The sequence below is a fragment of the Paenibacillus baekrokdamisoli genome (assembly GCF_003945345.1).
GTDB classification, from domain to species: Bacteria; Bacillota; Bacilli; order Paenibacillales; family Paenibacillaceae; genus Paenibacillus_Z; species Paenibacillus_Z baekrokdamisoli.
In genome coordinates, this window is record NZ_AP019308.1 from 3,220,897 (window position 1) to 3,245,879 (window position 24,983).

At 45.8% G+C, this 24,983-nt stretch carries 21 protein-coding genes and 1 riboswitch; of the genes, 4 read left to right on the forward strand and 17 right to left on the reverse strand.

Annotation, left to right across the window (positions count from 1 at the left end; translation table 11 throughout):
* Nucleotides 1–53: 53 nt before the first annotated feature.
* From EKN16_RS14510 to liaF, 7 genes are all read right to left on the reverse strand, one after another.
* The gene (locus tag EKN16_RS14510) at nucleotides 54–1,547 is read right to left on the reverse strand and encodes a sensor histidine kinase (RefSeq protein ID WP_125658362.1); all 1,494 of its coding nucleotides are present in this window, start codon (nucleotides 1,545–1,547) and stop codon (nucleotides 54–56) included.
* 5 nt (nucleotides 1,548–1,552) lie between these two features.
* Nucleotides 1,553–2,245 (reverse strand): response regulator transcription factor, encoded by a 693-nt coding sequence (locus tag EKN16_RS14515; protein WP_125658365.1) that lies wholly within the window; start codon nucleotides 2,243–2,245, stop codon nucleotides 1,553–1,555.
* 165 nt (nucleotides 2,246–2,410) lie between these two features.
* Nucleotides 2,411–3,988: a S1C family serine protease gene (locus EKN16_RS14520; protein WP_125658368.1), complete on the reverse strand. Its 1,578-nt coding sequence runs from the start codon at nucleotides 3,986–3,988 to the stop codon at nucleotides 2,411–2,413.
* A gap of 204 nt (nucleotides 3,989–4,192) precedes the next feature.
* Nucleotides 4,193–4,606: a YugN family protein gene (locus EKN16_RS14525; RefSeq protein WP_125658371.1), complete on the reverse strand. Its 414-nt coding sequence runs from the start codon at nucleotides 4,604–4,606 to the stop codon at nucleotides 4,193–4,195.
* Between the two features lie 61 nt (nucleotides 4,607–4,667).
* Nucleotides 4,668–5,333 (reverse strand): response regulator, encoded by a 666-nt coding sequence (locus EKN16_RS14530; protein ID WP_125658374.1) that lies wholly within the window; start codon nucleotides 5,331–5,333, stop codon nucleotides 4,668–4,670.
* Nucleotides 5,330–6,370, reverse strand: a complete 1,041-nt coding sequence (locus EKN16_RS14535) for a sensor histidine kinase (protein WP_125658377.1) — start codon at nucleotides 6,368–6,370, stop codon at nucleotides 5,330–5,332. Before EKN16_RS14535 ends, EKN16_RS14530 begins: the two co-directional genes overlap by 4 nt.
* 7 nt (nucleotides 6,371–6,377) lie before the next feature.
* Nucleotides 6,378–7,487, reverse strand: coding sequence for a cell wall-active antibiotics response protein LiaF (liaF, locus tag EKN16_RS14540; RefSeq protein ID WP_221226772.1), 1,110 nt, complete (start codon nucleotides 7,485–7,487; stop codon nucleotides 6,378–6,380).
* Between the two features lie 266 nt (nucleotides 7,488–7,753).
* Between liaF and EKN16_RS14545 the strand changes: the two genes are divergently transcribed.
* Entirely contained in the window at nucleotides 7,754–9,055 is a 1,302-nt protein-coding gene (locus tag EKN16_RS14545; protein ID WP_125666274.1) for an ammonium transporter, read from the forward strand.
* An 89-nt stretch (nucleotides 9,056–9,144) separates the two neighbouring features.
* On the opposite strand, the gene EKN16_RS14550 is transcribed toward EKN16_RS14545, so the two are convergent.
* From EKN16_RS14550 to EKN16_RS14570, 5 genes are all read right to left on the reverse strand, one after another.
* The gene (locus EKN16_RS14550; RefSeq protein ID WP_125658380.1) at nucleotides 9,145–9,522 is read right to left on the reverse strand and encodes a hypothetical protein; all 378 of its coding nucleotides are present in this window, start codon (nucleotides 9,520–9,522) and stop codon (nucleotides 9,145–9,147) included.
* 340 nt (nucleotides 9,523–9,862) lie between these two features.
* Nucleotides 9,863–10,423, reverse strand: a complete 561-nt coding sequence (locus EKN16_RS14555) for an RNA polymerase sigma factor (RefSeq protein ID WP_125658383.1) — start codon at nucleotides 10,421–10,423, stop codon at nucleotides 9,863–9,865.
* Between the two features lie 116 nt (nucleotides 10,424–10,539).
* A complete protein-coding gene (locus EKN16_RS14560; protein WP_125658386.1) occupies nucleotides 10,540–11,133 on the reverse strand; it encodes a 3D domain-containing protein in 594 nt (197 codons plus the stop codon).
* A gap of 84 nt (nucleotides 11,134–11,217) precedes the next feature.
* Entirely contained in the window at nucleotides 11,218–13,155 is a 1,938-nt protein-coding gene (gene thrS / locus EKN16_RS14565) for a threonine--tRNA ligase (RefSeq protein ID WP_125658389.1), read from the reverse strand.
* 426 nt (nucleotides 13,156–13,581) lie between these two features.
* Entirely contained in the window at nucleotides 13,582–14,580 is a 999-nt protein-coding gene (locus EKN16_RS14570) for a putative sporulation protein YtxC (RefSeq protein ID WP_125658392.1), read from the reverse strand.
* Between the two features lie 181 nt (nucleotides 14,581–14,761).
* Between EKN16_RS14570 and EKN16_RS14575 the strand changes: the two genes are divergently transcribed.
* Nucleotides 14,762–15,910 (forward strand): GGDEF domain-containing protein, encoded by a 1,149-nt coding sequence (locus EKN16_RS14575; protein WP_125658394.1) that lies wholly within the window; start codon nucleotides 14,762–14,764, stop codon nucleotides 15,908–15,910.
* A gap of 356 nt (nucleotides 15,911–16,266) precedes the next feature.
* Here the strand turns inward: EKN16_RS14575 and mqnC are convergent, their stop codons facing one another.
* The 4 genes from mqnC to metA all read right to left on the reverse strand — a co-directional run bounded on the left by mqnC (nucleotide 16,267) and on the right by metA (nucleotide 20,877).
* The gene (gene mqnC / locus EKN16_RS14580) at nucleotides 16,267–17,403 is read right to left on the reverse strand and encodes a cyclic dehypoxanthinyl futalosine synthase (RefSeq protein ID WP_125658397.1); all 1,137 of its coding nucleotides are present in this window, start codon (nucleotides 17,401–17,403) and stop codon (nucleotides 16,267–16,269) included.
* A 174-nt stretch (nucleotides 17,404–17,577) separates the two neighbouring features.
* Complete coding sequence (locus tag EKN16_RS14585; protein WP_125658400.1) at nucleotides 17,578–18,756, reverse strand: trans-sulfuration enzyme family protein; 1,179 nt, start codon at nucleotides 18,754–18,756, stop codon at nucleotides 17,578–17,580.
* A 6-nt stretch (nucleotides 18,757–18,762) separates the two neighbouring features.
* Complete coding sequence (locus EKN16_RS14590) at nucleotides 18,763–19,923, reverse strand: aminotransferase class I/II-fold pyridoxal phosphate-dependent enzyme (protein ID WP_125658403.1); 1,161 nt, start codon at nucleotides 19,921–19,923, stop codon at nucleotides 18,763–18,765.
* A gap of 36 nt (nucleotides 19,924–19,959) precedes the next feature.
* Nucleotides 19,960–20,877 (reverse strand): homoserine O-acetyltransferase MetA, encoded by a 918-nt coding sequence (gene metA / locus EKN16_RS14595; RefSeq protein ID WP_125658406.1) that lies wholly within the window; start codon nucleotides 20,875–20,877, stop codon nucleotides 19,960–19,962.
* A gap of 116 nt (nucleotides 20,878–20,993) precedes the next feature.
* Nucleotides 20,994–21,104, reverse strand: a riboswitch (SAM riboswitch).
* A 476-nt stretch (nucleotides 21,105–21,580) separates the two neighbouring features.
* Between metA and corA the strand changes: the two genes are divergently transcribed.
* Complete coding sequence (gene corA / locus EKN16_RS14600; RefSeq protein ID WP_125658409.1) at nucleotides 21,581–22,516, forward strand: magnesium/cobalt transporter CorA; 936 nt, start codon at nucleotides 21,581–21,583, stop codon at nucleotides 22,514–22,516.
* A gap of 95 nt (nucleotides 22,517–22,611) precedes the next feature.
* Here the strand turns inward: corA and EKN16_RS14605 are convergent, their stop codons facing one another.
* On the reverse strand, nucleotides 22,612–23,883 hold the full coding sequence (locus EKN16_RS14605) for an MFS transporter (RefSeq protein WP_125666276.1): 1,272 nt from the start codon (nucleotides 23,881–23,883) through the stop codon (nucleotides 22,612–22,614).
* A gap of 197 nt (nucleotides 23,884–24,080) precedes the next feature.
* On the opposite strand from EKN16_RS14605, the gene EKN16_RS14610 reads away from it, so the two are divergent.
* Complete coding sequence (locus EKN16_RS14610; protein WP_125658412.1) at nucleotides 24,081–24,983, forward strand: LysR family transcriptional regulator; 903 nt, start codon at nucleotides 24,081–24,083, stop codon at nucleotides 24,981–24,983.

The window sequence follows — 24,983 nt, forward strand, 5'->3', positions numbered from 1 at the left end:
CTTTCTAGAGCCGAATACGAATAGGACAAGTACCAAACGTCCTGTTAATTCCATTATACCTGATAGGAGTTGTCGAGGAAAGTAATTGGAAGCCATACTATGAATGTCGTTCCCTCTCCTTCTCGCGTCGAGACTTCGACAGATCCTTCATGCTCGTCAATTATCCATTTAGCAATCGACAAGCCAAGACCTGTACCACTCGTCTGTCCTCGAGACTCATCCGCCCGGTAGAACCGTTCAAATATATGTGGAATTTCATCATTGTTCATACCAATTCCTGTATCTTTAATGACAATTCCTGCTTGGTTAGCTGAACGAATGGCTCTCATCTCAACTGATCCATTAGGTGTGTATTTGAATGCATTCTCTACAAAAATAAAGAATAACTGTCTCAGAAAATCAGCATGTGCATTTACCTGTACCCCTTCAAGGGCACTTAAATCGCCAATTATCCACTCAGCCGTACGCGGAAGCAGCTGTGCTCTGCGCGCTACGTCTTCAACTAACGTAACCAACTGTTGAGGTGTCTTCTCCATCTCATACCCGGCATCGGCACGGGCAAGCGAGAGCAGATCATTAACAAGGCCTGACATACGCTTGGCTTCACCGGCAATATCCTGCATGGCCTCACGAGTGAATTGAGCCTGCTGCGCTTGTTTAGATAACGTATGACTAGAAAGACTACTATTCTGATCCAACTGCTCTTGATATTGGGGAGATTCCAATAAAGGAAGCCACATTTTCTCGAGCAGCTCAATATTGCCGCGTATCGTTGTAAGCGGCGTACGCAGTTCATGAGAAGCGTCGGATACGAATCGCCGCTGTGCTTTGTAGGCATCATCCAGTTCATTATATGTCGTTTCAATGCGTCCGAGCATCCCGTTCAATGTATCGGCTAACCGACCCATCTCGTCATTCGGCGGCCCTTCTCGCGGAATACGCATACTAAGATCAGAGCCATGCTGAATGAGATCACTAGCTCGGATGACATTTTCAATGGGTCGCAATGCTTGCCGAGCAAGGAAAAGACCTATCGTAAATGCAATCAGGACCACAACAATCAAAGAAAAGATCAACGTGTTCCGAAGCTCGTCTAGAAATTTATCTTCGCGTCCTGAGAAAGCGGCGACCTGCAATAACCCAATGACTCCTGTCTTGTCCCTGATGGCATGCTGGTACACAATAAAAGGATAATTCCCTGCGATAACGTGAGCATAGTTATCTTTACGTAAATCAGGGCTCGTTGGTTTCGGATAAGGGATCATAATATCATTTTCAATTAAATTGGATGTGCTTTGGATCGATCCCTTCTTATAATTAACGATCTGAATGAACATTTCCTCATCCAAAGCGGAAGTAGGCATCACACGAAAGTCATAATCAAGCGTAGAACCGATACGAATTTGACTGGCTTGCACCCTTACACGATCTTTCATCTCTTTGTACGTGTTAAAATTCACGAATAAGTAGATCGCTACACCAAAGGCCACAAGCGTGGCTGCCAGAACAACCGAATACCAAAGTGTAAGCTTCAGCCGAATAGACATCTCACTTAGCCTCCTTCGCCTCTCATCACGTAGCCTGTGCCTCGTACGGTTTGAATTAGTCTTTTGTCCGTGCCATCCTCCGTTTTTTGCCTGATCATGGCAATATAAACCTCAAGCACATTGGATTCTCCGCTATAATCATAGCCCCATATTTTGTCCATAATCGAATCACGTGTCAGAACACGGCGCGGATTCTGCATGAATAATTGCAGCAGATCGAACTCTTTGGCCGTTAAATCAATTCTTCTCCCTGACCGGATGGCTTCTCGCGAATCCAGATCCAGCGTTAAATCTTCATATTGAAGGCGACTTGTCGACTCTTCGATTTTATCTGATTTGCGGCGAAGCAATGCCCGTACTCTAGCTAGCAGCTCCTCCAATGCGAAGGGCTTCACCAAATAATCATCGGCACCAAGGTCGAGCCCTTTTACACGATCCGTGATATCATCCTTGGCCGTTAGCATTAGAATAGGGACCGAACTGCCCCCTTCACGGACCCGTCTGCACACTTCCCAACCGTCCACCTGCGGCATCATGACATCGAGAATAAGCAAGTCCGGATCGCTTGTCAGCATAAGCTTCAAGCCTTCCCCTCCATTAGAAGCTACGGAGATCTCATAACCTTCAAAAGCAAGGCTTCGGCGAAGCAGCGCAATTATTTTCTCATCATCATCTACTACTAGTATATGCGGTCTCATCGTTATCCCCCATTGGCATTACACCTAGTTATTATTCCATTATGTTAAGTATATCGTATTATCGTGGCTAAACGAAAAGGAACTTAAACTAATTCTTTCCACAAAAACAAGCGCAAGCAGCCCGATCGACTACCTGCGCATGTTCAGTTAGATTCAGATCTTATATTATTGAGTAGCCGTTAAATCATTTTTATTGCCTACTTTAACCTTGAGATCCATCTTTTGACCATTACGAATAATATTGAGTGTTAAGTTGTCACCGACGGTTTTGGTCTGGATGAAGGCTATCAAATCTTCCCTTGTTTTATACCCTTTACCGTCTATCCCAGTTATGACATCATACTGTCTAAGATCAGCCATATAAGCTGGGGATTTATAAAGCACATTTTGCACGATAGAACCATCTTTGCTTGATAAACCTAGCTGTTTAGCAATATCATCTGTTATCGCGGCAAGGGTTGCACCAATATACGGAACTGGTTTTTTCGGAATTGTTTTGTTTGCTTTCAAGTTCTCAAGCACATCTTGAATCGTACTCGAAGGGATTGCAAAACCAATTCCTTGTGCCTGCGAGCTAACAGCTGTATTAATACCAACAACCTCACCATTCAGATTGAGAAGCGGACCACCTGAATTACCAGGGTTGATGGAAGCATCTGTTTGCAGCAAGTGCTCATATTGACGAGTACCTTGCGTATCCGGAATCGTAATTGGACGATCCTTAGCACTTAGAACACCAACAGTTACCGTGTGATCAAACCCGTAAGGATTGCCGATCGCAACGACCCAGTCGCCGATGTTGATTTTGTCAGAGCTGCCGATTGGAAGCGTCGGGAAATTAGCACCCTCGACTTTTAGAACAGCAAGATCCAGGTTATAATCAGCGCCCAGCTTTTTGGCAACGAGCGGTTTGTTGTAGCCTTGAACCGTTACTTCAATCTTGTCTGCATCGCCTACAACATGCTGATTCGTGAGAATGTAGCCCGTAGAATCAAAGAAGAATCCCGTACCGATGCCTTCTGGAGTCAGCTGGCTGCTGTTTTGATCTGATCCGCTGCCTTGATCCTGACTATTGTCTTGGCTACCAGACTGATCACCAAAAAACTGACTGAAGAAATCGTTGCTATTACTTCTAGTGGAAGTCTGCTGTTTCACAAACGTTTCGATTTTAACGACAGCAGGACTTGCCTTCTCAAAGATTTGAGCAATATTATTCGGTCTTACGACATCAGCTGCAGTAGATACCTTACCATTATCGCCTGACCTGCCCACTGCCGAGGAAGCGGTATTCGACACTTGTGCCAAAGCTTGATCCGCCGAGAACCAGTTCCCTCTGTCAGCTGCAAACATCAATGAACCGACGGCAAGTACACCAACCATGAATGAAGCGAAGATCGCCTTGAACGAGGTATGGCGAGGGTCCTTCACCTGCCATCCACTCTTTGCTGGCTGCGTCGGAGCGAAAGAACGAGCCTGCTGTGGAGGAGTAACTTCCACTTCTTCGCTGAGGGAACCTTCTCCGTCATGCTTAGTCAAGTCCGTACTCGACTGATCTGTCGGCTTGAAAGGCCCGTAGGAGTAGTAGTACGATGACTTGGATGTATGCTCGCTATTTGCATCACCGGTCTCGTAACCTTGTTCACGCTGCTCATTTTGTGACGCTTTATGATTCTCGCCGTTTTCCTCACCTTGATTAGTTTGAAAAAAATCGTCGAAAGGATTTTTTTTGTTCTGATCGTCCATCTGTAATTCCTCCTCAGAAATGATAAAAAATAAGTATTTTATTTCTTCGCTCTAGCAAGCTGTCTCTTAACAACTTTTGCTGATATTCTTATTTTGCACAATCTAGCTTAAATCAAACTTAAAATTGGTTTAAAGCAACATAAAAAATCCGCATTTGACTATACATTCATAGCCGAAGCGGATTATTTTTAATTTAATAGTCTATTAATTCATAAAAAGAGGTTCGACCTTGCTCAGAATTCCCTTTGCTTTATCCACCCATTTGGATTCTATCTCCGCATCGGGATCAAGTGGATCCTGAAATTGGTTCACTAGACTGCCAACCGTTCGCGGCTGAGCATCCGAATCAAGGCCCTCATTATAGACATGTTTCAGAACAAAAGGCTGGCCGAGTTTGATCTTGGCATCGGTATCGAAGGACTCACTATCTACATTGCCGCTTATCACGTCAAAGGGTACCCGTAGCCAAACCTTATGCGCTTCATCCAAATAACGATCAAATGAGCCGTGGTTGTAATCCCAGCTGCCGCCTAAAGCAAATTCATGCTCCTCCAGCGTATCTTTCATATCAGCAAAATGCTGTTCGCTTGATGCAAGTTTGGAAGAAAGGGGGATCATATCTTGGCATTCTCCTTACTGTCGGTTTTTATGCCATTAGAATGTCCTTGGTCAATGGATATTATCCCGTCTTTACCCAACCTTTTCGATGCGCAAATACCGCTAGCTGCGTTCGATCCTCAAGCTCGCATTTCATAAGCAGGTTACTGACATGCGTCTTCACCGTTTTGATACTAATATGCAGCTCATCGGCAATTTCCTTATTAGCTCGACCTTCAGCAATCAATAAAAGAACTTCCTTCTCCCGCTCCGTCAAACCTTCGTTCGTTCCCTGAGTCGTCCGTTGACGCAAGCCTCGCGTCAGCGCTTGTGATACATCTGATGTCATGACAGGCATTCCTTTGGCTGCCCCATTAAGCGCGTAGATCAGCTCTTCTGCGGAAACCGTCTTAAGCACATAACTGACCGCACCCGCTTCAATAGCAGCTACAACCTTCTCATCCTCGAGGAAGCTAGTAAGCATGACGATTTTCAAATGAGGAAACTCCTTCATTATTATTCTCGTTGCTTCTACCCCATCCATTTGGGGCATCATTAAATCCATCAATATAAGATTTGGGGCGCCTCCATCTATGCCTTCACGCAGCATACGAACCGCTTCTTCACCATCGGAAGCCTCTGCTACTACGTCAAATTTGGGTTCAAGCATCAAATACGTACGAAGTCCTGCACGCACCATATCATGATCATCAACAATCATGATTCGCCATTGATTAACTCCACTCATTGCTGCGGTTCAGCTCCCTTGTTCATATAATTTGGCAATGTGACTCGAATTCGAGTACCGCTGCCCGGTTTACTAATAATAGAAGTATCACCGCCAAGCTTATTCGCCCGCTCCCGCATGGTGGATAGACCATAAGAGCCTCGTTTAACCTGATCTGCTCGAAAGCCAGCTCCGTTATCCTGCAAGGTCATTAGAATTTGTCGTTCCGTTTGGGTAATTGTCAGCAGTGCGGTTTGCGCCCCAGCGTGCTTGACAATGTTCGCCATGGCCTCTTGGATAATTAGAAATAACTGATGCTCCTTCGCTTCCGACAACTTCTCCTTGACTCCCCAATCCAGTACACCCTGCAAACCGTTCTGCCTACAGTAGTCTGGAAACCATTTGTCCAATGCCTCCTGAAGCGATCTCCCTTCGAGCTCGAGTGGACGCAAATGAGCGATATAGCCTCGCATCTGCTTCTGAGCGAGCGAGGACATCGAGATCAGCTGCTCCATAACGGAGGCTGCTCGCTCTTGATTCAACTCCAGCAGCTTAGGAAGCGAGGATGCTGACATATGAATGGCGAATAGCTGTTGACTGACCGTGTCATGCAAATCACGTGCTAGTCGTTTGCGTTCCTCTAGCACGGCTGCTTCATTAGAAGCATTCTCTCGCATAACTTGCTCCTCACCAGATAGCTGAACCCACTGCATTCGTTGATCTAATAATTCCATCATGTCGTTATATTCTTGATAGACGGCCGTGAAGGAACGAGCGCCTTCTTGCGGCAGCCTTGATGCATAATTGCCATGGGTGGCTTGCTTAAGACCTAAGTAAAGCACATCAATTTGCCTTTGTGTGCGTTGTGCTGTCCAATATCCAAACGCAGCACTTACAATGATTACAACGGCGGCAATGCCGATCCAAAGGTCGTTGATCCCACCATTTGAATCGACATATCTAGAGCCTAATGTCCATATAAGTACGGATAAAGCGGAGGAAGCTGTGAACAAGAGAATCATTTCCCACTTGCTATTGCGGAAAAGTCTGACCATCATTACGCGATCAACCTACCTTCGTCACACGCACATCGCCGATAAACGTACTTACGACTAGCGTCACTTTTTTATCCGTTTCTTTATAATACGGGGTCTCAATGTTCATGTTTTTGAATATCCCACCTTCTTTATGATCAAGCACGGCGACATCTCCGATAAAAGCGCTGGATATGACATGGATGCCGACCTCAAAATCGTTAGGCAGGAATACCTTCACATCACCGATAAAAGAGGAAATATGAACACGAGTTTCTCCCGGTAAGATTTGTGCTTTCGTTAAATCGAGCACGGTGTCTCCAATGAAATGAGAGATATTCATCGGCTTAAGCTCCCAATAATCATGCCCTACATAAATATCGCCGATAAAGCCGGATCGTGTCTGGGCATTCGGATCGTGGTTCCACCACTCCATACGGTCGTGATGACGATGTCCTCTGCGTTCCATCCTTTCGCGAAACCGTTCCGTACGTCTTGCCCACTTTTGCATTTTGGGATGCATGTATGGAGGATAGGACGTTCCAGAAGGGTTATGATAAGGAGAGTAATTCCCGTTACCAATGCCGGTATTATGGCCATTAGCCTCTCTACCATTTGAATTGGGCGGCAAATTAGAAGGAGTAGGCACTGCCTGCTCGGAGTCATCGTTCTTCTTTAAATTCACAGGCTGCTTCGTAGGATCCGGATGCAGCGGAGGAGCCGGTGGAACTTGCTGCTCTGTGGGCCCATAAGGATAGGCCTTCCAGTCCTCATCAGGCAAATTTTCTTTTTTATTTCGTCTGGGCCTAATTATCATCCCGATACCAAACAATATAATGATGAAGGGGCCCGCAAATTTGATAAGTTCACCGATAGACCAGGAGAACCAGTCCAGATTACGACCAAGAAAAACGAAACCAACAATCATTAATATCGATGAGCCAATTATTGAGCCTTTGCCGCTAACCAGAGTTTGAAGCAAATTCTGAAAGCCTAGAAACAGAGGGAACAACGGCCACAGCTTAGAGATTAAGTCACCAATATCAAAATCAATGGCACCGCCCTGTCTAAGCATGAGCACGACGCCAATTACGATAATGAATAATCCCCACGTAAGTCGCCTTATAAAGTTACCATTCATTGCAATCACCAACTCCCAATTGTTCTTCCAAGGTTTGTACTCTCAGTATACCCGATGCCTCAGGAGCCATAAAGGGTCTGACGATTGAAACCACTCTAAGTCTAGAGACTGAGAAAGGGACAATCTCTTCCAATATTATGATGTCAACTGTGTTCACTCTGTACGTTGACATCGCTTACGCAGCACTTATATAATGATGATCGGATTAGCATTTGGGATGAAACCTGACATGAGATTAGGAAGACAGGAGGATAAATGTGATGGATATGGATATAGCCACACTTTCTAAAGGGCTAGATACGATATGGGTCGTACTTACAGCAGCCATGATTTTGCTTATGGAGGGTGGCTTTGCGCTGCTCGAAGCAGGGTTTGTACGGCAAAAAAATGCAGTAAGCATCATTATGAAAGTATTCGTAGATATTACATTCGGTGCACTTATTTTTTACTTCTTCGGCTTTGGTCTCATGCACGGCAAGGACGCAGGCGGCCTAATCGGCACAACCGGCTTTATGCTAAGCGGAGACTTATCAAACATTCACCTCAATATCTCTCATGACACGTTCTGGCTTTTTCAATGTGCCTTTGTCATTGCTGTTATCTCTATCGTCTCTGGGGCAGTTGCAGAGCGTATTCACTTTAGAGCTTACATTCTATATACCATCGCAATGACCGGAATGATCTATCCACTTGCGGGACACTGGGTCTGGTCAACTGGCGGCTGGCTGCAGAAGCTTGGAATGATTGATTTTGCAGGTTCTGCCGTCATTCATGCACTTGGCGGTTTCTCTGCACTCGCTGCAGCTATCTTCATCGGACCACGAATCGGGAAGTTCACAGCAGATGGAAAAAGCAATATCGTTCCGCCCTCTAATCTACCGCTTGCATCGGTCGGCGCCTTTATTCTATGGTTCGGTTGGTTTGGCTTCAACTCCGGTAGTACGCTAAGCGCAACGAATGGTTCAATCGGTCACATCGCCGTCACAACCATGCTCTCTGCTTCGGCTGGCGGTGCTGCTTGTATTCTATTTACTATGTTCCGCTACAAGAAAGCAGACCCGCCCATGGTTATTAACGGCTCCCTCGCGGGTTTGGTCGGCATCACGGCAGGCTGCTCCTTCGTATCAGATGGTGCGGCCATCTTCATCGGTGTCCTTTGTGGAATTGCAATGGTACTGGCAACGGAGATCCTGGAGAGTAAGGGAGTCGATGATCCTGTAGGCGCCTTTGCCGTACATGGGATAAGCGGCAGCTTAGGTACACTAACTGTTGGCTTGTTCGCCAAACCGGAACTAACAGCAAGCATCGGCAAGGGTTATTACGGGTTACTATATGGTGGCGGTTGGAATTTATTAGGCATTCAAGCACTTGGACTTGTCGTTATCGGCATCTGGGGCTTCGCCCTGACATGGATTGCCTTAAAGCTCATTAAGCTAATCATGCCGGTCCGGGTATCAAAGGATGAAGAGCTGATCGGACTGGATGTGGGTATCCATGGCGTTCCTGCTTACAATCAGGATCATGACTTTCTCGATCTTGAGACAATGAAAAGAGAAAATAATAGATAACAAAAGAACGTCCTTAACTTGCAATCTATGCGAGTTAGGGACGTTCTTTTCTCTTAAACGGTACAAAAAAACCGTCTAGGCAGACGGCATCAGTTCGTATCATCGATAAGCTCATTGGATCTTGCCACCACATCGGCTTCAGAAGGGTTATTCAATATTTCACGAGCTTTCTCAACCTCTTTACGTAGCTGACGGACTTTCTCCATCGGCTTCTTGACGTAATGGATATACTCAACAGCCAAGTGATGATCAGGCTTCTTGCCAGAGATCAAGCGGCGCAGGGTAGATTTGGATTGATACGCCCGCTCTTCGATCATACGACGCTTCTCATATCGCTCTACCATCTGCTCGATCTCGCTAATTTCTTGTTCCTTCTTCGCGATATATGTGTTTAGGAATGGGATGACATCTGCAGCTTTGCGGGACTTGAAACGTGATGGTACGTTATGAACAACCGGGTCCGTCATGATAACTCACCTACCCCTACATGTTATCAATTGTTACACCATTAATTTTACACGATCATTTCGCTTTTGCAATCCTTTTTTCTACCCATTTTATGGCCATTATTTGACGCCAATGTCAGCCCCTATTACACCAACGCTATTACCTTATCGACGACATCCTTCAGCATAGTGGTGATTCATAGAATAAACCACCTTTTTGATTATATGTTAGAATAAATAACATTATAATTCAGCATACAACAAAAAGAAAGAGAAACCTATAAGGCTCCTCTTAAGATAACTATATATATGTCATACCTTTGAAGGACTCCATTCAGCTATCTGCGAAATTAGAATGCATTCATCCGGGCATAGTGCCTGATTCGCCCATTGTCTTTTTTAACTGAATCTTTGTACGGTGAATCCGAGCTTTGATGGTACCCACAGGAACCTTCATAGCGTCAGCAATTTCTTGATCCTTGAGTCCGTAATAGAACTTGTACAAAAGCATCGTTCGCGTCCGGGGATCTAGCTCTCCAAGCATCTCAGAAATCTCCAACATCAATTGCGCTTCGTCCTTAGGCATGTCGTGACTGCAAACCTTCACTTCATCTGGTGCATCGTCGCAATAGCTGCTTGAATGAGATCTTCTCCTAGATGCTCGATTCAAGTTGAGTGCAACGTTTGCCGTAATGGTCTTGGCCCATGAAATCAGCTTACTCCGCTCTCTAAGCGTATGATGCTTCGTCAACATTCGAACCCATGCTTCTTGAACAGCATCCTGTGCGTCAGACTTATTGCTGACCTTCGAGTAGGCTACCCGAGTCATTTGATTATAAAGCTCCCGCAATTCATCCTCACAGTGTGCCGACTGCAAAGAATGATCTACATCGAAAGGTAAATGTAATGATTCATCATCCATTGATAATCGCTCCAATAATCAGATGATAGCGTTTTCATAACTATATCATACCTATCCATGAAAAAGAAGATTGTTCAACAAATGATTCATTTGTTGAACAATCTATTAGGCCGCTATTAGGACTTAAGAAGCGATTCCGGAATTTTCTTCTCCGTGGTGACCGCCTCGTTAAGCTCATTCAACCACGCTTCCGTCAGCTTGCCTTTGCCTTGCTTGATCACATGGACAACAACGGTACGCTTACCCCATTGCTTATAAACCTGTTTACGTGTTTTAAAGTAGAGATCAATCTTCCTGCCTTTGATCGCTGAGCCTGTATCCGCAACAACACCATACCCATAACCAGGAATAAACAAAACTGTTCCAATAGGGAAAACCTTCGGATCAGCAGCAATCGTTGAGACACTCGCTCTTCTTACCTTAACACCAGAGTAGGTTATCCCGTACTGAGGATGGCCCGGACTTTTGCCGGTTGATTCGATACCAGCTGTATAACCGGTCGCTATGACTTCAATATGCTTGAGCGTCTTCACGCTGCTATTCATGGTTACATTAGCTAATTGCTGCTGATTCTGTTTATTCGCTCCCCCTTCTTGAGAACCTTCATGGGGCTTCGCGGCACAAGGAGCAGATATCGTAGAGAACAGCAAAGCACCTAGCATTATTATTGTCGTTAGGACACGTTGTAACGAGCTAAAGCTTGTCATCATTTGGTTTGTTGTCCCCCTTAGTCGAAGGATACCCCAACGTGACAAGCTTTATGCAAGAGCCTTGAAGTCTGCTAGTTTTATAGATTAAATGTGTTTAGAGTTGATTTCCCCTTGGAGCAAACTGATTAATTCCTCCACCGGCTTCGCACCGATGTCGCCTTCGCCGCGTTTGCGAACGGAGACCGTTCCAGACTGCGCTTCATTGTCACCTATTACGAGCATATAGGGCGCTTTCTCCAGCTGTGCTTCGCGAATTTTATAACCAAGCTTTTCGTTGCGCAAATCCGATTCCACACGAATGCCTGCAAGCTGCAGCTTTTCTGCAACCTCACGCGCATAACCTTCAAAGGCTGTCGACACTGGAATAATCTTCGCTTGAATCGGTGACAACCATAAAGGCAATGCTCCTGCAAAATTCTCCAGTAGGAACGCAGTCATACGTTCCATCGTGCTAATGATACCGCGGTGAATAACAACCGGACGATGCTTCTTGCCATCATCCCCCGTGTATTCGAGTTCAAAACGTTCAGGCAGCAGGAAATCAAGCTGAGCTGTGGATAGCGTCTCTTCCTTGCCAAGCGCCGTCTTGATTTGCACATCAAGCTTCGGTCCGTAGAATGCTGCCTCGCCCTCCGCCTCGAAGAAAGGCAAGCCAAGCTCCTCTACAACCTCACGAAGCATACGCTGAGACATTTCCCACATTTCATCGTTTTGGAAATACTTCTCCGTATCCTGCGGATCCCGGTATGACAAGCGGAAGCGGTAATCCTTAATGCCAAAGTCATCATATACCTGACGAATCAGCGTCACAACGCGAGCGAACTCCTCTTTGATCTGATCCGGACGACAGAAAATATGAGCATCATTCAGAGTCATCGCCCGAACGCGGTGCAGCCCTGTTAGTGCGCCAGACATTTCATAACGATGCATGGTGCCCAGTTCCGCAATACGGATCGGCAGATCACGATAGGAGCGCATATCACTTTTGAAAACCATCATATGATGGGGACAGTTCATCGGACGAAGAACGAGCTCCTCGTTGTCCATAATCATTTTCGGGAACATGTCCTCACTATAGTGCTCCCAGTGTCCGCTTGTTTTATAAAGCTCAACATTCGCAAGAACAGGTGTATAAACATGCTGATAGCCAAGACGTTCCTCTAGATCAACGATATAGCGCTCCATCGTTCTGCGTAATTTAGCACCATTTGGCAGCCAAAGTGGAAGTCCTTGTCCAACCTCACGTGAAAAAGTGAACATTTTGAGCTCACGGCCAAGCTTGCGATGATCACGTTTCTTCGCTTCCTCTAGGAAATGAAGATGCTCATCCAGCTGTGCTTTCTTCGGAAATGCTGTTCCGTAGATGCGCTGAAGCATTTTGTTTTTGGAATCCCCACGCCAATAAGCACCCGCAATGCTAAGCAGCTTGAAGGCTTTAATCTTACCTGTTGAAGGAAGATGCGGGCCGCGGCATAAGTCAAAGAATTCACCCTGGTCATAGATGGTCAGCTCTGCCTCAACGGGCAGATCACGAATAAGCTCGAGCTTGAGCGGATCATTCAGTTCCGTGAATATCGCAATAGCTTCTTCACGGCTGACGACGCGGCGGCGAATCGGCAGATCTTCCTGTACGATCCGTTCCATTTCCTTCTCGATTTTCGTCAAATCTTCGGGTGTCAGCGATTTCTCCAAATCAATGTCATAGTAAAAACCGTCTTCGATTACTGGTCCAATACCTAGCTTAACTTCAGTTTTACCATAAAGACGTTTAATTGCCTGCGCCATTAGATGAGCTGTACTGTGACGATATACTTCGAGACCATCAGCAGAATCAACCGTTACAATCTCTATTGATGCATCTTCTTGAAGCGGTGTATAAACATCAATAACCTTCCCGTTCCTTTTTCCTGCAATTGCATTCTTTCTTAATCCTGGGCTAATCGAGCCCGCGATTTCTTCTACGGTTGTTCCTTGGGCGTATTCACGAATTGCGCCATCAGGCAGTTTCACTTGAATTGTCATGGCCTTATGCCTCCTAAAAATATCCTGCGGTATGTGAGTCTTACATCCGCATTGGAATCATTTTGTACATTCTTCGGGTGTGTAGGCAACAAAAAAAGCACACATCCCGTGAAGGGACGAGTGCTTGTTAGCCCCGTGGTTCCACCCTAATTCAACCTGCACAGCTAGAACTCGTAATAAACGAATGCTGCCGGTCCTTGTGAGCGTTCTATAACGGGAACGGCCCGGTACAGCTTACAACCAGCATACGAAATCTGGCTTCAACTGCACAGCTACAAAGGGGTATCCGTGCAACTGCAAACGTAAGGAAATTTCAGCCTGGTTTCCTCTTTCTGGAACGCGCGTGCTGCATAAACATGTCTTTGTCATTGCTTTTACTTGCCATAATTATAATCCGTCAGCGCAAACCGGTCAAGCCCAGACATTTCACGGAATAACCGTACGCATACGCATTCCCGTATCTAGATCAGAGCAAGCTGCAGATGGGATGGTTTCATCAAAATAAGAATTGCAATGTGCGCAATCGGTACAAAGCTGCACACGCTGCTCAAATATCGTCTCAAGTGTCCTCATGACGGGCAGCTCAGGCTGACGGGTATGGATAACAATCTGCTGCGGCGACACCGTAATAAGTGTGCTGACGATCATATCCTCCATATTCATCTCTGTCTCCAGCATCTCTGCAACAATTCGATCCGTCGGTATAGCTTCTAATAGTTGAAACTGTTCATCATATAAAGCAAACTCGCTCCCGCCCTTATGCAAGACATGAACAATCGGCAGCTTGACCTCCTGCATTCGAACAAAATATTTGAGCAGCGAAATAAATTCCTGATATTGTTTGTCCATGACATATTCTTCTACAGCGTAAGCCGCTACCTCGCGCAATTCTTCCCAATAGGAGGCAAGTCGGAAGGTTACGAAGCCATCCAGATGGATGCTTGTATGGCTGCTTATGAACTGCTTCAGCTCATCGGCCACTTTGCTCTTGCGTCGATCACGATCTATTCGCAGCATATCGCTGTCGACCCGATCTTCCTCAAGGGCAGGCACAACAGCACCATATAATAGATTCCGACAATACAGCTCGACCATCTCTACTTCCTTAGGCACCTCATAGTGAAATTGCTTACGAATGATGGCCTTCAGCAGCAGCGGCTCCATTTCAGTCATAATGTACTGTGCAAAAGCGTTTGCGGCTCTTCGGTATACCAAAGGACCATCATCAGCGAGGTGAAATTGTGGCAGAACAGCAGAGCATTGTATGGTACCGGCTTCATAATCAGAGCTAAACGAGCAGCTATGAGATGGTATACTTGCTCCGGTATCGCTATGTAAATCAACGAATTCTTCGTTCAGACAACACTGCAGTCGATCAAGCGCTTCACTAGAAGCTGACAGTAAAGAAACGGTAAACAGTTCCATGCGCTCACTCCTAAAGGTTTCTACAATTCATGAAAATCGTTTCTTTTTCCAACTTTGAAAGCATGCCGAGTTGTGAATTAAATCGCTTCTTTAACAGTATATGGCCTTACAAAAGTATATATACGATGTAGGGAGTGGCGATAATGGCGGGGGATTGGAATGAAAGGTTATTCATGGTATATTGAAACTTGTACGAAGTACACCTGTTGGAGTGAACCTAATGGATTATGAGTCAATTGAATATAATCGGTACCGATGGAATCGTATGCTGCTTAATGGTTTTTGGTGTATCTTAATCATCACCATCCTATTAGAAGGCATGTATTTAACGATAACAAAGGAACCTTTCCTTGCATTTATTACCAATTACATGTTAGAGCCAACTATTCTACAGCTGAGCCTTTTGCTTATTGCAGAAACCGCTTTCCGTGTTCTTAAAGGTAAGTATCAGGACTACATCATTATCCTCACTTCAGCTTTACTCGCTTTTATTATTGTTTATATCCATAACTCCATTAATTACCTACTCCTAGCTCTTTTCTTGCCTGTTATGGTATCCGTCTTCTACTTTCATCCTAAGAAGCTGATCTTTGCTCTGTGTAATACGATGATTTCCCTGTATGTCATGTATTGGACCAATGATTGGATGAACGAGGATATTACATTAGTTGGACTGTCTACAATCACAGTCATGTTCCTTTCTTTTTCATTAATTGCTTGGGGGATTTTAAGACGCGGCCGGGAATTGATGATTTACTTGAAATCCTATTATGAATCCAATCAACAGCTGCTGGTAAAAACAGTCTGGATGGACAAGCTGACCAAGACCGATGCTCTCACTGATTTGTACAACCATATGACATTCCATGAATATTTTGAAGAATTAATTAAACAGCATGAAGATAATGACCTTCCTCTGCAACTGGCTATTTTCGATATTGATAACTTCAAGAAGGTGAACGATTTGTTCGGTCATCGTGCAGGCGATGCGGTGCTGCAGCGTGTATCGGAGCTCATACGAAGTAAAGTAAGTGCGCATGACTTTGTTGCTCGATATGGGGGAGAAGAATTCGCCATTCTGTTCACTGAGAAAGCCAAGCTAGAAGCATTCAACTTGGTCGAGCAGATTCGGTTGGAGGTTTCACAAGCCCCCCATGAGCTTCAACAAGGTAGACCCGTAACCGTTAGCGTCGGTTTCGCCGAATATGAGTCCGGTGAAGGAAAAGAACATTTCTTCAACCGAGCCGATCAGGCGCTTTACAAGGCTAAGAATATGGGTAAGAATCAAACGGTTATCGCCTCAGGTACCCTAGAAAGCCAGTTGGCCTAGTGTTGAAATGACTGAAAAGGAGCTCTTCCCAGTAGGAATGACAACGTCATTCACTGGAGAGAGCTCCTTTTTAATTATTACTACAAAATAAGTGCTTGATAAATGCGAAGCATTGTACATAGAAGCCCGCTGCGCGGACGGATCATTCTTACGATCGCTGTTGTCTCCCTATTTCTTGATTCTATCCCTTAGAGGTAGAAATTCGGAGACAAAGGCGACCACTATCGCTTCTTCAGAACGATTCCGTCCGCTTCGCTTTTGTTTTGTGTTGGCAAGCACTGCAATAACGACAAAGAACGCTTATCCGTACTAATCCCTCCTGGATTAATTTAGATAAGCGTTTGACTCTAGCTTAGTTAGTTCTGCATCACAAAGTCGTGAAGAGCACCTTCGGTCTCATTATACATTTTAAGAATATCGTATCTTGTGTTGCGCTGTGCTGGTATCTTACCGCACTCCCGAATCAATCGAAGGATCGACTCAATGTTTACCTTATGCGTAGTTCCCGCTGCCGACACAACATTCTCCTCGATCATCGTGCTGCCGAAGTCATTACAGCCATAGAAGAGTGACTGCTTACCAACCTCAGGCCCCATCGTAACCCAAGAAGATTGGAAATTATCAATATTATCAAGCGTGATACGGCTAATAGCCAGCGTCTTGAGGTATTCCTCTGGCGTTGCCTTCTCACGTTTCATGTTCGTATTGTCAGGCTGGAATGTCCATGGAATGAAAGCAAGGAAGCCCTTAGAGTCATAACCATTAGCTATACATTCATCCTGCGCATCACGGACACGCAGCAAATGAAGCGCACGCTCCTCCATCTCTTCACCGAACCCAATGACCATCGTTGCCGTCGTATTCATACCGACACGATGTGCAGCCTTCATGACATCCATCCAGTCTGTCCATGAACCCTTAAGACGGCTGATCTTACGTCTTGTGCGGTCATCGAGTATTTCGCCGCCACCGCCTGGCAGAGAGTCAAGACCTGCTTGATTGAGCTGACGAACGACCTCTTCCATCGATAGACCTCCAGAGATAGCATGCATCTTGTGGATTTCAGCAGGAGAGAAGGAATGCATGGTAATCGCAGGAAAATGAATTTTTATTTTGCGAAGTAGGTCCAGATAATACGTGAAAGGCAAGTCAGGATTGACTCCCCCCTGCATCAGAATCTCTGTGCCTCCTACATCCATTGTTTCTTGAATTTTGCTTAATATCGTTTCATCTGGCAGAACGTATCCTTCCTTTGAACCGGGAGGACGATAGAAAGCACAAAAACGGCAATAAACATCGCAAACATTCGTATAGTTAATATTACGCCCAACAACAAAAGTAGTAATCGGGTCAGGATGCTTGCGCAGCATGAGCTGGTTGGCCACATGGCCCATCTTCTCAATCTCATCTGATTCAAACAACGTCACACAATCTTCCAGTCCAATACGTTCTCCTAGAAGCGCCTTATCTAAAATTCGATCTATTTGCTGCATCTGGGAAGACCTCCATTCTCTCTCACATTTCCGTTCCTATATTAGGCTCCATCTTCAATACTAACATAAATAAAGCAGCTGCGTCACCCGCAGGATCAACGAGTAAATGCCAGCCAAAAGGCGAAAAACGCGGCTAGTCCGCTTGGACTGCCGCGTATCGCTTTATATCGCTTCTTAACCGTTCAAGGCTTGCTCTAGATCTGCGATCAAATCATCAATATCCTCGAGTCCGACAGAATAACGGACTAGACCATCGGTGATCCCACGTTCAAGTCGAACCTCCCTTGGCATTGCCGCATGGGACATCATCGCAGGATAAGAGAGAATGCTCTCAACCGCACCTAGACTCACGGCAACCAGAGGCAGCTTCACACGGCTAAGAACCGCTTTGGCCCTGTCGCCATCCCCTACATCGAAGGAGACAACAGCTCCATAGCCTTGGGATTGCTTCTCATGAATTTCGCGACGCGGATGGTTTGGCAAGCCAGGATAGAACACCTGAACGACGTCTGTGCGCTGAGCAAGCCAATCTGCCAGCTTCCGTGCGCTGCGTTCACTATGCTCCATTCTCGCTTGCAAGGTCTTCATTCCACGTATAAGAAGCCAGGATTCCTGCGCACCCAGAACCGTGCCAAGACCATTCTGAAGCTGCTTCAATTTACGGCCGAGACTTTCTGTCGCTACAACTGCAAGCCCAGCTAGAACGTCACTGTGACCACCTAGAAACTTCGTCGCACTATGCAGCACAATGTCGACACCAAGCTCAATAGGACGTTGATGGTATGGTGTCATAAACGTATTATCGAGCATCGTGATCAAATCAAGTGACTTGGCCCATTCAGCGACTTCCCCGATATCCGTGATCTTGAGAGTCGGATTAGAAGGTGTTTCCATGAACACCGCCTTCGTATTGGACTGAAGCGCTGCTTTGACAGCTTCAAAATCTGTCATATCTACGAAGGTGGATTCGATGCCTAATCGGTTCAAAACCGTTGTCAGCAAGCGATACGTTCCACCATATACATCCTCGGTTACGATAACATGATCACCAGAGGAAAGCAGGAGAAACGTTGTGGATATAGCTGCCATCCCGGATGCGAATGCGAAGCCTCGGGCACCGCCTTCAAGCAGCGTAATATAATCCTCCAGCGCCTGTCTTGTCGGGTTACCTGAACGGCTGTAATCGTAGTCTGGTGGATTAAAGATATCGTGATGATGAAAGGTGGAGGCTTGATAAATCGGCACACTCGATGCACCAGTATGCTCATCAATCTCTGCGCCGAAATGAATCAGCTTCGTCGCGAATTTTTTATCCAGCTTCTCCGCTGATTTCCCTTGTTCTTGCTCTGCCATAGTTGCTTATGCCTCCTGTCTTTCACGTTTGGCTGCTGCTAGCGCTTGGTCCAAATCTGCGATAATATCGTCGGCATGCTCGATTCCAACCGAGAAGCGCAGCAGTTTATCGTCTACACCGATCTGACGGCGAATTTCTTCTGGAATATCCGCATGTGTCTGCACAGATGGATAAGTCATTAACGACTCAACGCCGCCCAGACTTTCTGCGAATGCAATGAGTTTAATATGGCGAAGGACCGGCTCTATATAGCCTGCGTCCTTCAAGCGGAAGGAGAAAATACCAGTATTGCCGGATGACTGCCTGTTCTGAACATCATGCCCTGGGTGATGCGGAAGTGCAGGGTAATAAACCTCTTCAACCAGCTCATGCTCCAAAAGCCAGCTCGCAACACGCGTTGCATTCTCCTGATGACGCTCCATTCGCAGGGCTAGCGTCTTCATCCCGCGCATAAGCAGCCAGGAGTCCTGAGCACCCAGTACCGCACCAATGGAGTTATGAAGGAAAGCCATTTGCTCCGACAATTCCTTACCCTTGGTTACGATCAGACCAGCAAGCACATCGTTATGACCACCGAGATATTTGGTAGCACTATGAATGATAATGTCCGCTCCAAGCTCTATTGGACGTTGGAAGAAAGGCGTCAGAAGCGTGTTGTCCACGATTGTAAGCATACCCTTCGATTTAGCCCAAGCGCATACTCGCTCGATGTCAGTAATCATCATTAGTGGATTAGTTGGCGTCTCGATAAGAACGGCTTTGGTATTAGGCGTATACAACGTAGACATCGCATCCAGATCATTCGTATCCACATAAGAAGCCGTTACACCGAATCGGCTCATAATCCGTTCTAATAGCCGATACGTTCCCCCGTACAAATCAAGCGATACAAGCAGATGATCTCCTTGACTGAATAAGGCAAATATGGTTTGAAGGGCAGCCATACCGCTGCTGCATGCGAAGCCTGCATCGCCGGATTCCAATTGAGCTGCAGCCTCTTCAAGCACTTTACGTGTAGGACTTTTTGACCTCGCGTAATCGAACCCTGTGCTCTCACCAAGACGCGGATGACGGAAAGCTGTAGCATTATAGATGGGAAAGCTGACAGCTCCGGTCACAGGTTCTTGAATCGATCCAATTTGCGCTAAGCGGCTTTCAATTTTCATCGTTGTATGAGCTCCTTTAAGATTAATTAATAGCCATTAAATCCCAGCGCCTAGGTCGAAAGGAGTCTGCTGATACACATAATAGTTCAGCCAGTTCGAGAACAACAGATTCGCATGTGCGCGCCAGCTCGATAGCGGCGCCTGCTCGGGATCATCATTAGGAAAATAATTCTTCGGTACGTTAATTTGCAGTCCTTTGGCCAGATCGCGATCATATTCATACTTGAGCGTAAGCGGATCATATTCGGCATGTCCGGTTACGAAGATCTGTCTGCCGTCCTTGGATGCAGCAATATAGATACCAGCATCCGGTGATGTAGACAGAATTTCAAGTCCTGACGCCTGCTCGATATCCTCCAGTCGCACTTCCGTATGACGGGATTGCGGTACGAAGAACTGTTCATCGAATCCGCGCATCAACGGAACGTTGCGTTTCTCAACCGTGTGCGGGAATACTCCGAATATTTTCTCAGAAAGATCATATTTAGGGACACCGAAATGGTGGAATAATCCAGCTTGTGCACCCCAACAAATATGAAAAGTTGAAGTCACGCGGCGCCTGCTCCAATCCATGATTTCCTTCAGCTCTTCCCAATAAGCTACATCTTCAAACGGCATTTGTTCGACAGGAGCCCCTGTTATGATTAAGCCATCATAATATTCATCAGCAATATCTTCGAATGTTTTATAGAAGCTCTCCAGATGCTCGGAGGACGTATTCTTCGACGTATACGTCTTCATATGAAGGAGAACAGCCTCTAACTGCAAAGGCGTGTTACCAATCAGCCTAAGCAATTGGGTCTCGGTCGTTTCCTTAGTGGGCATCAAATTCAGAATTGCAATACGCAGCGGCCTTATGTCCTGATGGTACGCTACACTTTCATCCATAACAAAAATGTTCTCGCCCGACAAAATGTCTTTTGCTGGCAAATGATCCGGTACTTTAATTGGCATTTCCATCACTCCTCAGTGGTGCGGCCATTCAACGTTACTTTTCTTGGAGGTTCAGGCAACGAAAATAGCCCCCTCTCTGTCGTCAGAGAGGGAGCACAAATTTATCGTTCATGCGCCTCTCATCTCTCAGAAACATTGAATCGTTTCCGCAAGAATTAGCACCGTGCGTGTTAACGCCGGTTGCCGGGCTTCATCGGGCTAGTCCCTCCGCCTGCTCTTGATAAGAAAGCTTGCTATTTGGTTACTTACTATTTCTTGATCTCACTTTAAATCATTCCTTAATTCAAGTCAAGTTGAATCCTTCTACATGGCGGCCAATAAGCCTCAAGCCTATCCGCACCGCCGAATCGAAATAGCATATCATATAAGGTGGCACAGCCATCTAGTTTCTTCTTGAATGGAAAGACATTGTCGGAGTATACTAGACAAGGATTATACGAATCCTAAAATTGCTGTTCATTTGAAACTAAAGGGGTGTTGACGAATATGGAAGGCGACCCGAGGCCTGCGGGTAACCGCATTAGTATACCAGTAGCTCAAGGAAACGTACCCTACAACGTACAGTTGCCCATGTTCGTCAACGCCGTAATGATACTATATACGGCTTAGCTAGGCATGGCTTGCTTCACGTTCACGTCCGTCTCCTTCTGCGCTTCTGGCATCCGGGAATTATACGCAACAAGGATGAAAGGAGAGGACGCGAATGAAAATCCGGTTGGTCAATCAAGGTATTTTCACACCGATTGAAGACATCCATTCGGCGCTTATTCCGCCGGCTGAAGGCTTCTACTGGATAGATGCAGATGTGGATGATTTGGAAGTGCTGCAGCCGATCTTCCAGCTGCATGAGCTTGCCGTAGAGGACTGTCTCAGTGAAGAGGAGCAGCGGCCGAAGATTGAAATTCATGAGGGCCATTATTTTATTGTGATCAATAGCATTCGTTTTGACGATGAAGAAATTTTTCTTCGTGCACTGAATATTTTTCTGGGCCGCCATTATATTATTACGGTTACGAAACAGAAGATCAACGAGCTTCGTTCACTCAAGCCTATCTTATGGGAAGAGGGCATAAGCCGTCCCGACTATTTTCTTTATCATTTGACCGATATCGTCGTCGATAATTATTTTCTTGTAGGCGATCGTATTGAAGCACGCATCGAAAGCTTAGAGGAAGATATTTTGATGCACACCAAAAAATCCCATTTGAATGAGATCATCGGTCTTCGAAGTGAAATTTTGTGGCTAAAGAAGGTTCTGAATCCGCAGACACAGGTTATCGCTACGCTTAACAAGAAAGACCTGAAGCTCATCGATGATCAGCTTCAAAAGTACTTCAGCGATATTTATGAGAATGCGGTTAAAATCGCTGAGACCTTCGAAACTTACCGCGATCTAATGGGAAACTTACGAGAGGCTTATCAATCCAGCCTTGCCAACCGAGCGAATGAGATCATGCGTGTGTTCACGGCGCTGACGACCATTTTCATGCCGCTGACGTTCTTAACAGGTATTTATGGGATGAATTTTGATTACATCCCAGGCATGCATACGCATGGTGGATCTTACATTCTGCTCTCGTTCATGTTGGTTCTCGCCGTTGGCATGCTGTATGTTTTCCGGAAGAAGGATTGGTTATAACGGACGCTCCTATTGAAGCACACATATAAAAGCTCTCTTCGGTCCATAATGGTCCTTAGAGAGCTTTTTCTGGCTTTATCTTTTCATTCCTAAGATCAGTTAACCTCTCCCGTTAATGCCTCTTTGCGACCCTTTTCCAAATCCACGAACGCCAGTATGGCAATTCCAACTATGAAGAATGCGACAAGCGACAGTATAGCAAGTCTGCTTGAGCCTGTTATTGTCCCCACAACGGAGAACACGAGCGGACCCGCTACCGAAGAGAATTTACTGGATAAGCTGAGGAAACCAAAAAATTCAGCCGTGCGTGAAGGTGGGACTAAATTGGCATACAAGGATCTCGCAATCGCTTGGCTGCCTCCCTGCACAAGACCGACCATAAACGCCAGTATGTAGAAGTGAATCGCATTGGTCATGAAGAATCCAAGAATGACTATGACCACATAGATCACAAGTGAACCATTTAATGATCGCTTCGTGCCAAACCGCGCCGCCAATTTAATGAATAACAGCGTGCTTGGATAGCCAACGAACTGTGTAATGAGAAGCGCTATTATGAGATCTGACGTACCAATACCGATCCCGCTTCCGTATATGGTCGCCATCACAATTACTGTGTTAATGCCATCATTGAAAAACCAAAAAGCCGCCATATATTTGAGAAGCTCTGGGTAACGTGAGGCCGTCTTCATTGTCCGTCCAATGCGCATAAAACCACTCTTAACTGCATCTCCAAAGCTAACCGCCTTACCCTTAGCCTGTTCCTTTACATGACGAACAATTGGAATCGTAAATACAAGCCACCAAATCCCTACCGTAACGAAGGCCATTTGCGTTGCAATGGTCTCGCCTGGGAACCCGAGTTTGTCCCAGCCTTTAATCATGACAAGGTTCACGGCCAGCAGCAGCCCGCCTCCCAAATAACCAAGTGCATACCCCTTGGAGCTGATTGCATCACGTTTCTCAGGCGGCGCAATTTCAGTAAGCAAACCATCATAAAAAGTATTGCCTGCGGCAAATCCGATCGTTCCTAGAACGACTAGCGTGGAAGCAAGCAGCCAATCCCCATGACCGATAAACCCCATACACATCGTCGCTAGCGCACCGATAATCGCAAAAGCAGTCAGAAATCTCACCTTTGATCCGGAGTAGTCAGCGATCGCGCCCATAATAGGTGATAACACAGCTACGAATATCATCGCAACAGTCTGTGTATAGCCCCAATAGTTCTCTGCTGTATTTCCGGGTAAATCAGATCCTGCAACCGTCTTATAAAAGATCGGCATGACCGCTGCCATTATGGTCGTCGCAAATGCTGAATTTGCCCAGTCATACATCAGCCATCCCCGAACCGCTTGTCGATTCACCGTCATCGCCCTTCCAGCTATCAGATTGTTTGTTGATTCAACCTTTTCGACAACGATACCTGGTTTCCTTCTTAATTTTCTGTAAATATGAGGGGTAAACCACCTCTAAAGCGGCTCTTGTTTTTGCTGTTACAGCTGTTTTCATTTATAATAGGAGTAATATGTGATAAAAATCTTTAATCGATTGGGGGTTTTCCGTGAATATAAATCAACTTGAGACGTTGTTGACCATATCTAAGACCATGAGCTTCCGAAAAGCAGGCGAGCTGCTCAACCTGACTCAACCGGCTGTCTCTGCACAGATCAAGAGCTTAGAGGATGAATTTAAAACCGTTCTGATTGACCGCAACCAGCCCGTCACCTTAACGGACCGTGGACAAGTATTTCTCGATCATGCAGAGCGAATACTAGCCATTGTTGAGGAGCTTAAACAAAAGCTTTCTGATCTTAGCCAAACACCACAGGGGCATATCGTTCTAGGTACGACCTCTTCGATTGCCATTCAGATTCTACCGCGCGTCCTTTCTTACTTCCAGGATCAATTTCCGATGATCAAAACGACGATTCACTCCATGCCCTCCTCTCAAGTAATGACAAGTGTAGAGAATGGCACAGTCGACATTGGTATCACCTACTTATCAGAACGCAACCCGAACGTTGAAACTTCGATTCTTTACTATGATACCTATGAGCTTGTTGTCTCGCCTGAGCACCCGATGAGCCATTTAAAGCACACCACAATTGAGTCGCTTAAGGACATTCCGATGATTATGCTATCTCCTGATACACTTGGCAGAAGGTTTCTGGATCAAATCTTTCGCAAGCTCAAGCTGCAGCCCCATATCGTTATGGAGCTATCAAGCAGTGAGGAAGTGAAGCGGATGGTTGAGATTAACCTCGGTGCTGCTGTCGTCTCGAAGCTGTCCATACACAATGAAGTGCGGCTTGGCACCCTTAAACGAATCAAAGTGAATGAGCTGGATATGAGTCATCCTGTTGGTGTTGTGTATAAATCAGGGCGCTACATCAATTCGGCTATGCAGCAATTCTTAAGTGATCTGAAAGGTATGCCTGAGGATCAATTTATCAGCAGTGAGTAG

Coding starts and splice junctions, on each gene's coding strand:
- EKN16_RS14530 (WP_125658374.1), bottom strand. CDS start 5,333: ATGAGTGGAGTTAATCAATGGCGAATCATGATTGTTGATGATCATGAT.
- EKN16_RS14560 (WP_125658386.1), bottom strand. CDS start 11,133: ATGATGACAAGCTTTAGCTCGTTACAACGTGTCCTAACGACAATAATA.
- mqnC (WP_125658397.1), bottom strand. CDS start 17,403: ATGCAGCAAATAGATCGAATTTTAGATAAGGCGCTTCTAGGAGAACGT.
- corA (WP_125658409.1), top strand. CDS start 21,581: ATGAAAATCCGGTTGGTCAATCAAGGTATTTTCACACCGATTGAAGAC.
- liaF (WP_221226772.1), bottom strand. CDS start 7,487: ATGAATGGTAACTTTATAAGGCGACTTACGTGGGGATTATTCATTATC.
- EKN16_RS14525 (WP_125658371.1), bottom strand. CDS start 4,606: ATGATCCCCCTTTCTTCCAAACTTGCATCAAGCGAACAGCATTTTGCT.
- thrS (WP_125658389.1), bottom strand. CDS start 13,155: ATGACAATTCAAGTGAAACTGCCTGATGGCGCAATTCGTGAATACGCC.
- metA (WP_125658406.1), bottom strand. CDS start 20,877: ATGCCAATTAAAGTACCGGATCATTTGCCAGCAAAAGACATTTTGTCG.
- EKN16_RS14585 (WP_125658400.1), bottom strand. CDS start 18,756: ATGGCAGAGCAAGAACAAGGGAAATCAGCGGAGAAGCTGGATAAAAAA.
- EKN16_RS14510 (WP_125658362.1), bottom strand. CDS start 1,547: ATGTCTATTCGGCTGAAGCTTACACTTTGGTATTCGGTTGTTCTGGCA.
- EKN16_RS14545 (WP_125666274.1), top strand. CDS start 7,754: ATGGATATAGCCACACTTTCTAAAGGGCTAGATACGATATGGGTCGTA.
- EKN16_RS14555 (WP_125658383.1), bottom strand. CDS start 10,423: ATGGATGATGAATCATTACATTTACCTTTCGATGTAGATCATTCTTTG.
- EKN16_RS14515 (WP_125658365.1), bottom strand. CDS start 2,245: ATGAGACCGCATATACTAGTAGTAGATGATGATGAGAAAATAATTGCG.
- EKN16_RS14550 (WP_125658380.1), bottom strand. CDS start 9,522: ATGACGGACCCGGTTGTTCATAACGTACCATCACGTTTCAAGTCCCGC.
- EKN16_RS14570 (WP_125658392.1), bottom strand. CDS start 14,580: ATGGAACTGTTTACCGTTTCTTTACTGTCAGCTTCTAGTGAAGCGCTT.
- EKN16_RS14590 (WP_125658403.1), bottom strand. CDS start 19,923: ATGAAAATTGAAAGCCGCTTAGCGCAAATTGGATCGATTCAAGAACCT.
- EKN16_RS14535 (WP_125658377.1), bottom strand. CDS start 6,370: ATGATGGTCAGACTTTTCCGCAATAGCAAGTGGGAAATGATTCTCTTG.
- EKN16_RS14520 (WP_125658368.1), bottom strand. CDS start 3,988: ATGGACGATCAGAACAAAAAAAATCCTTTCGACGATTTTTTTCAAACT.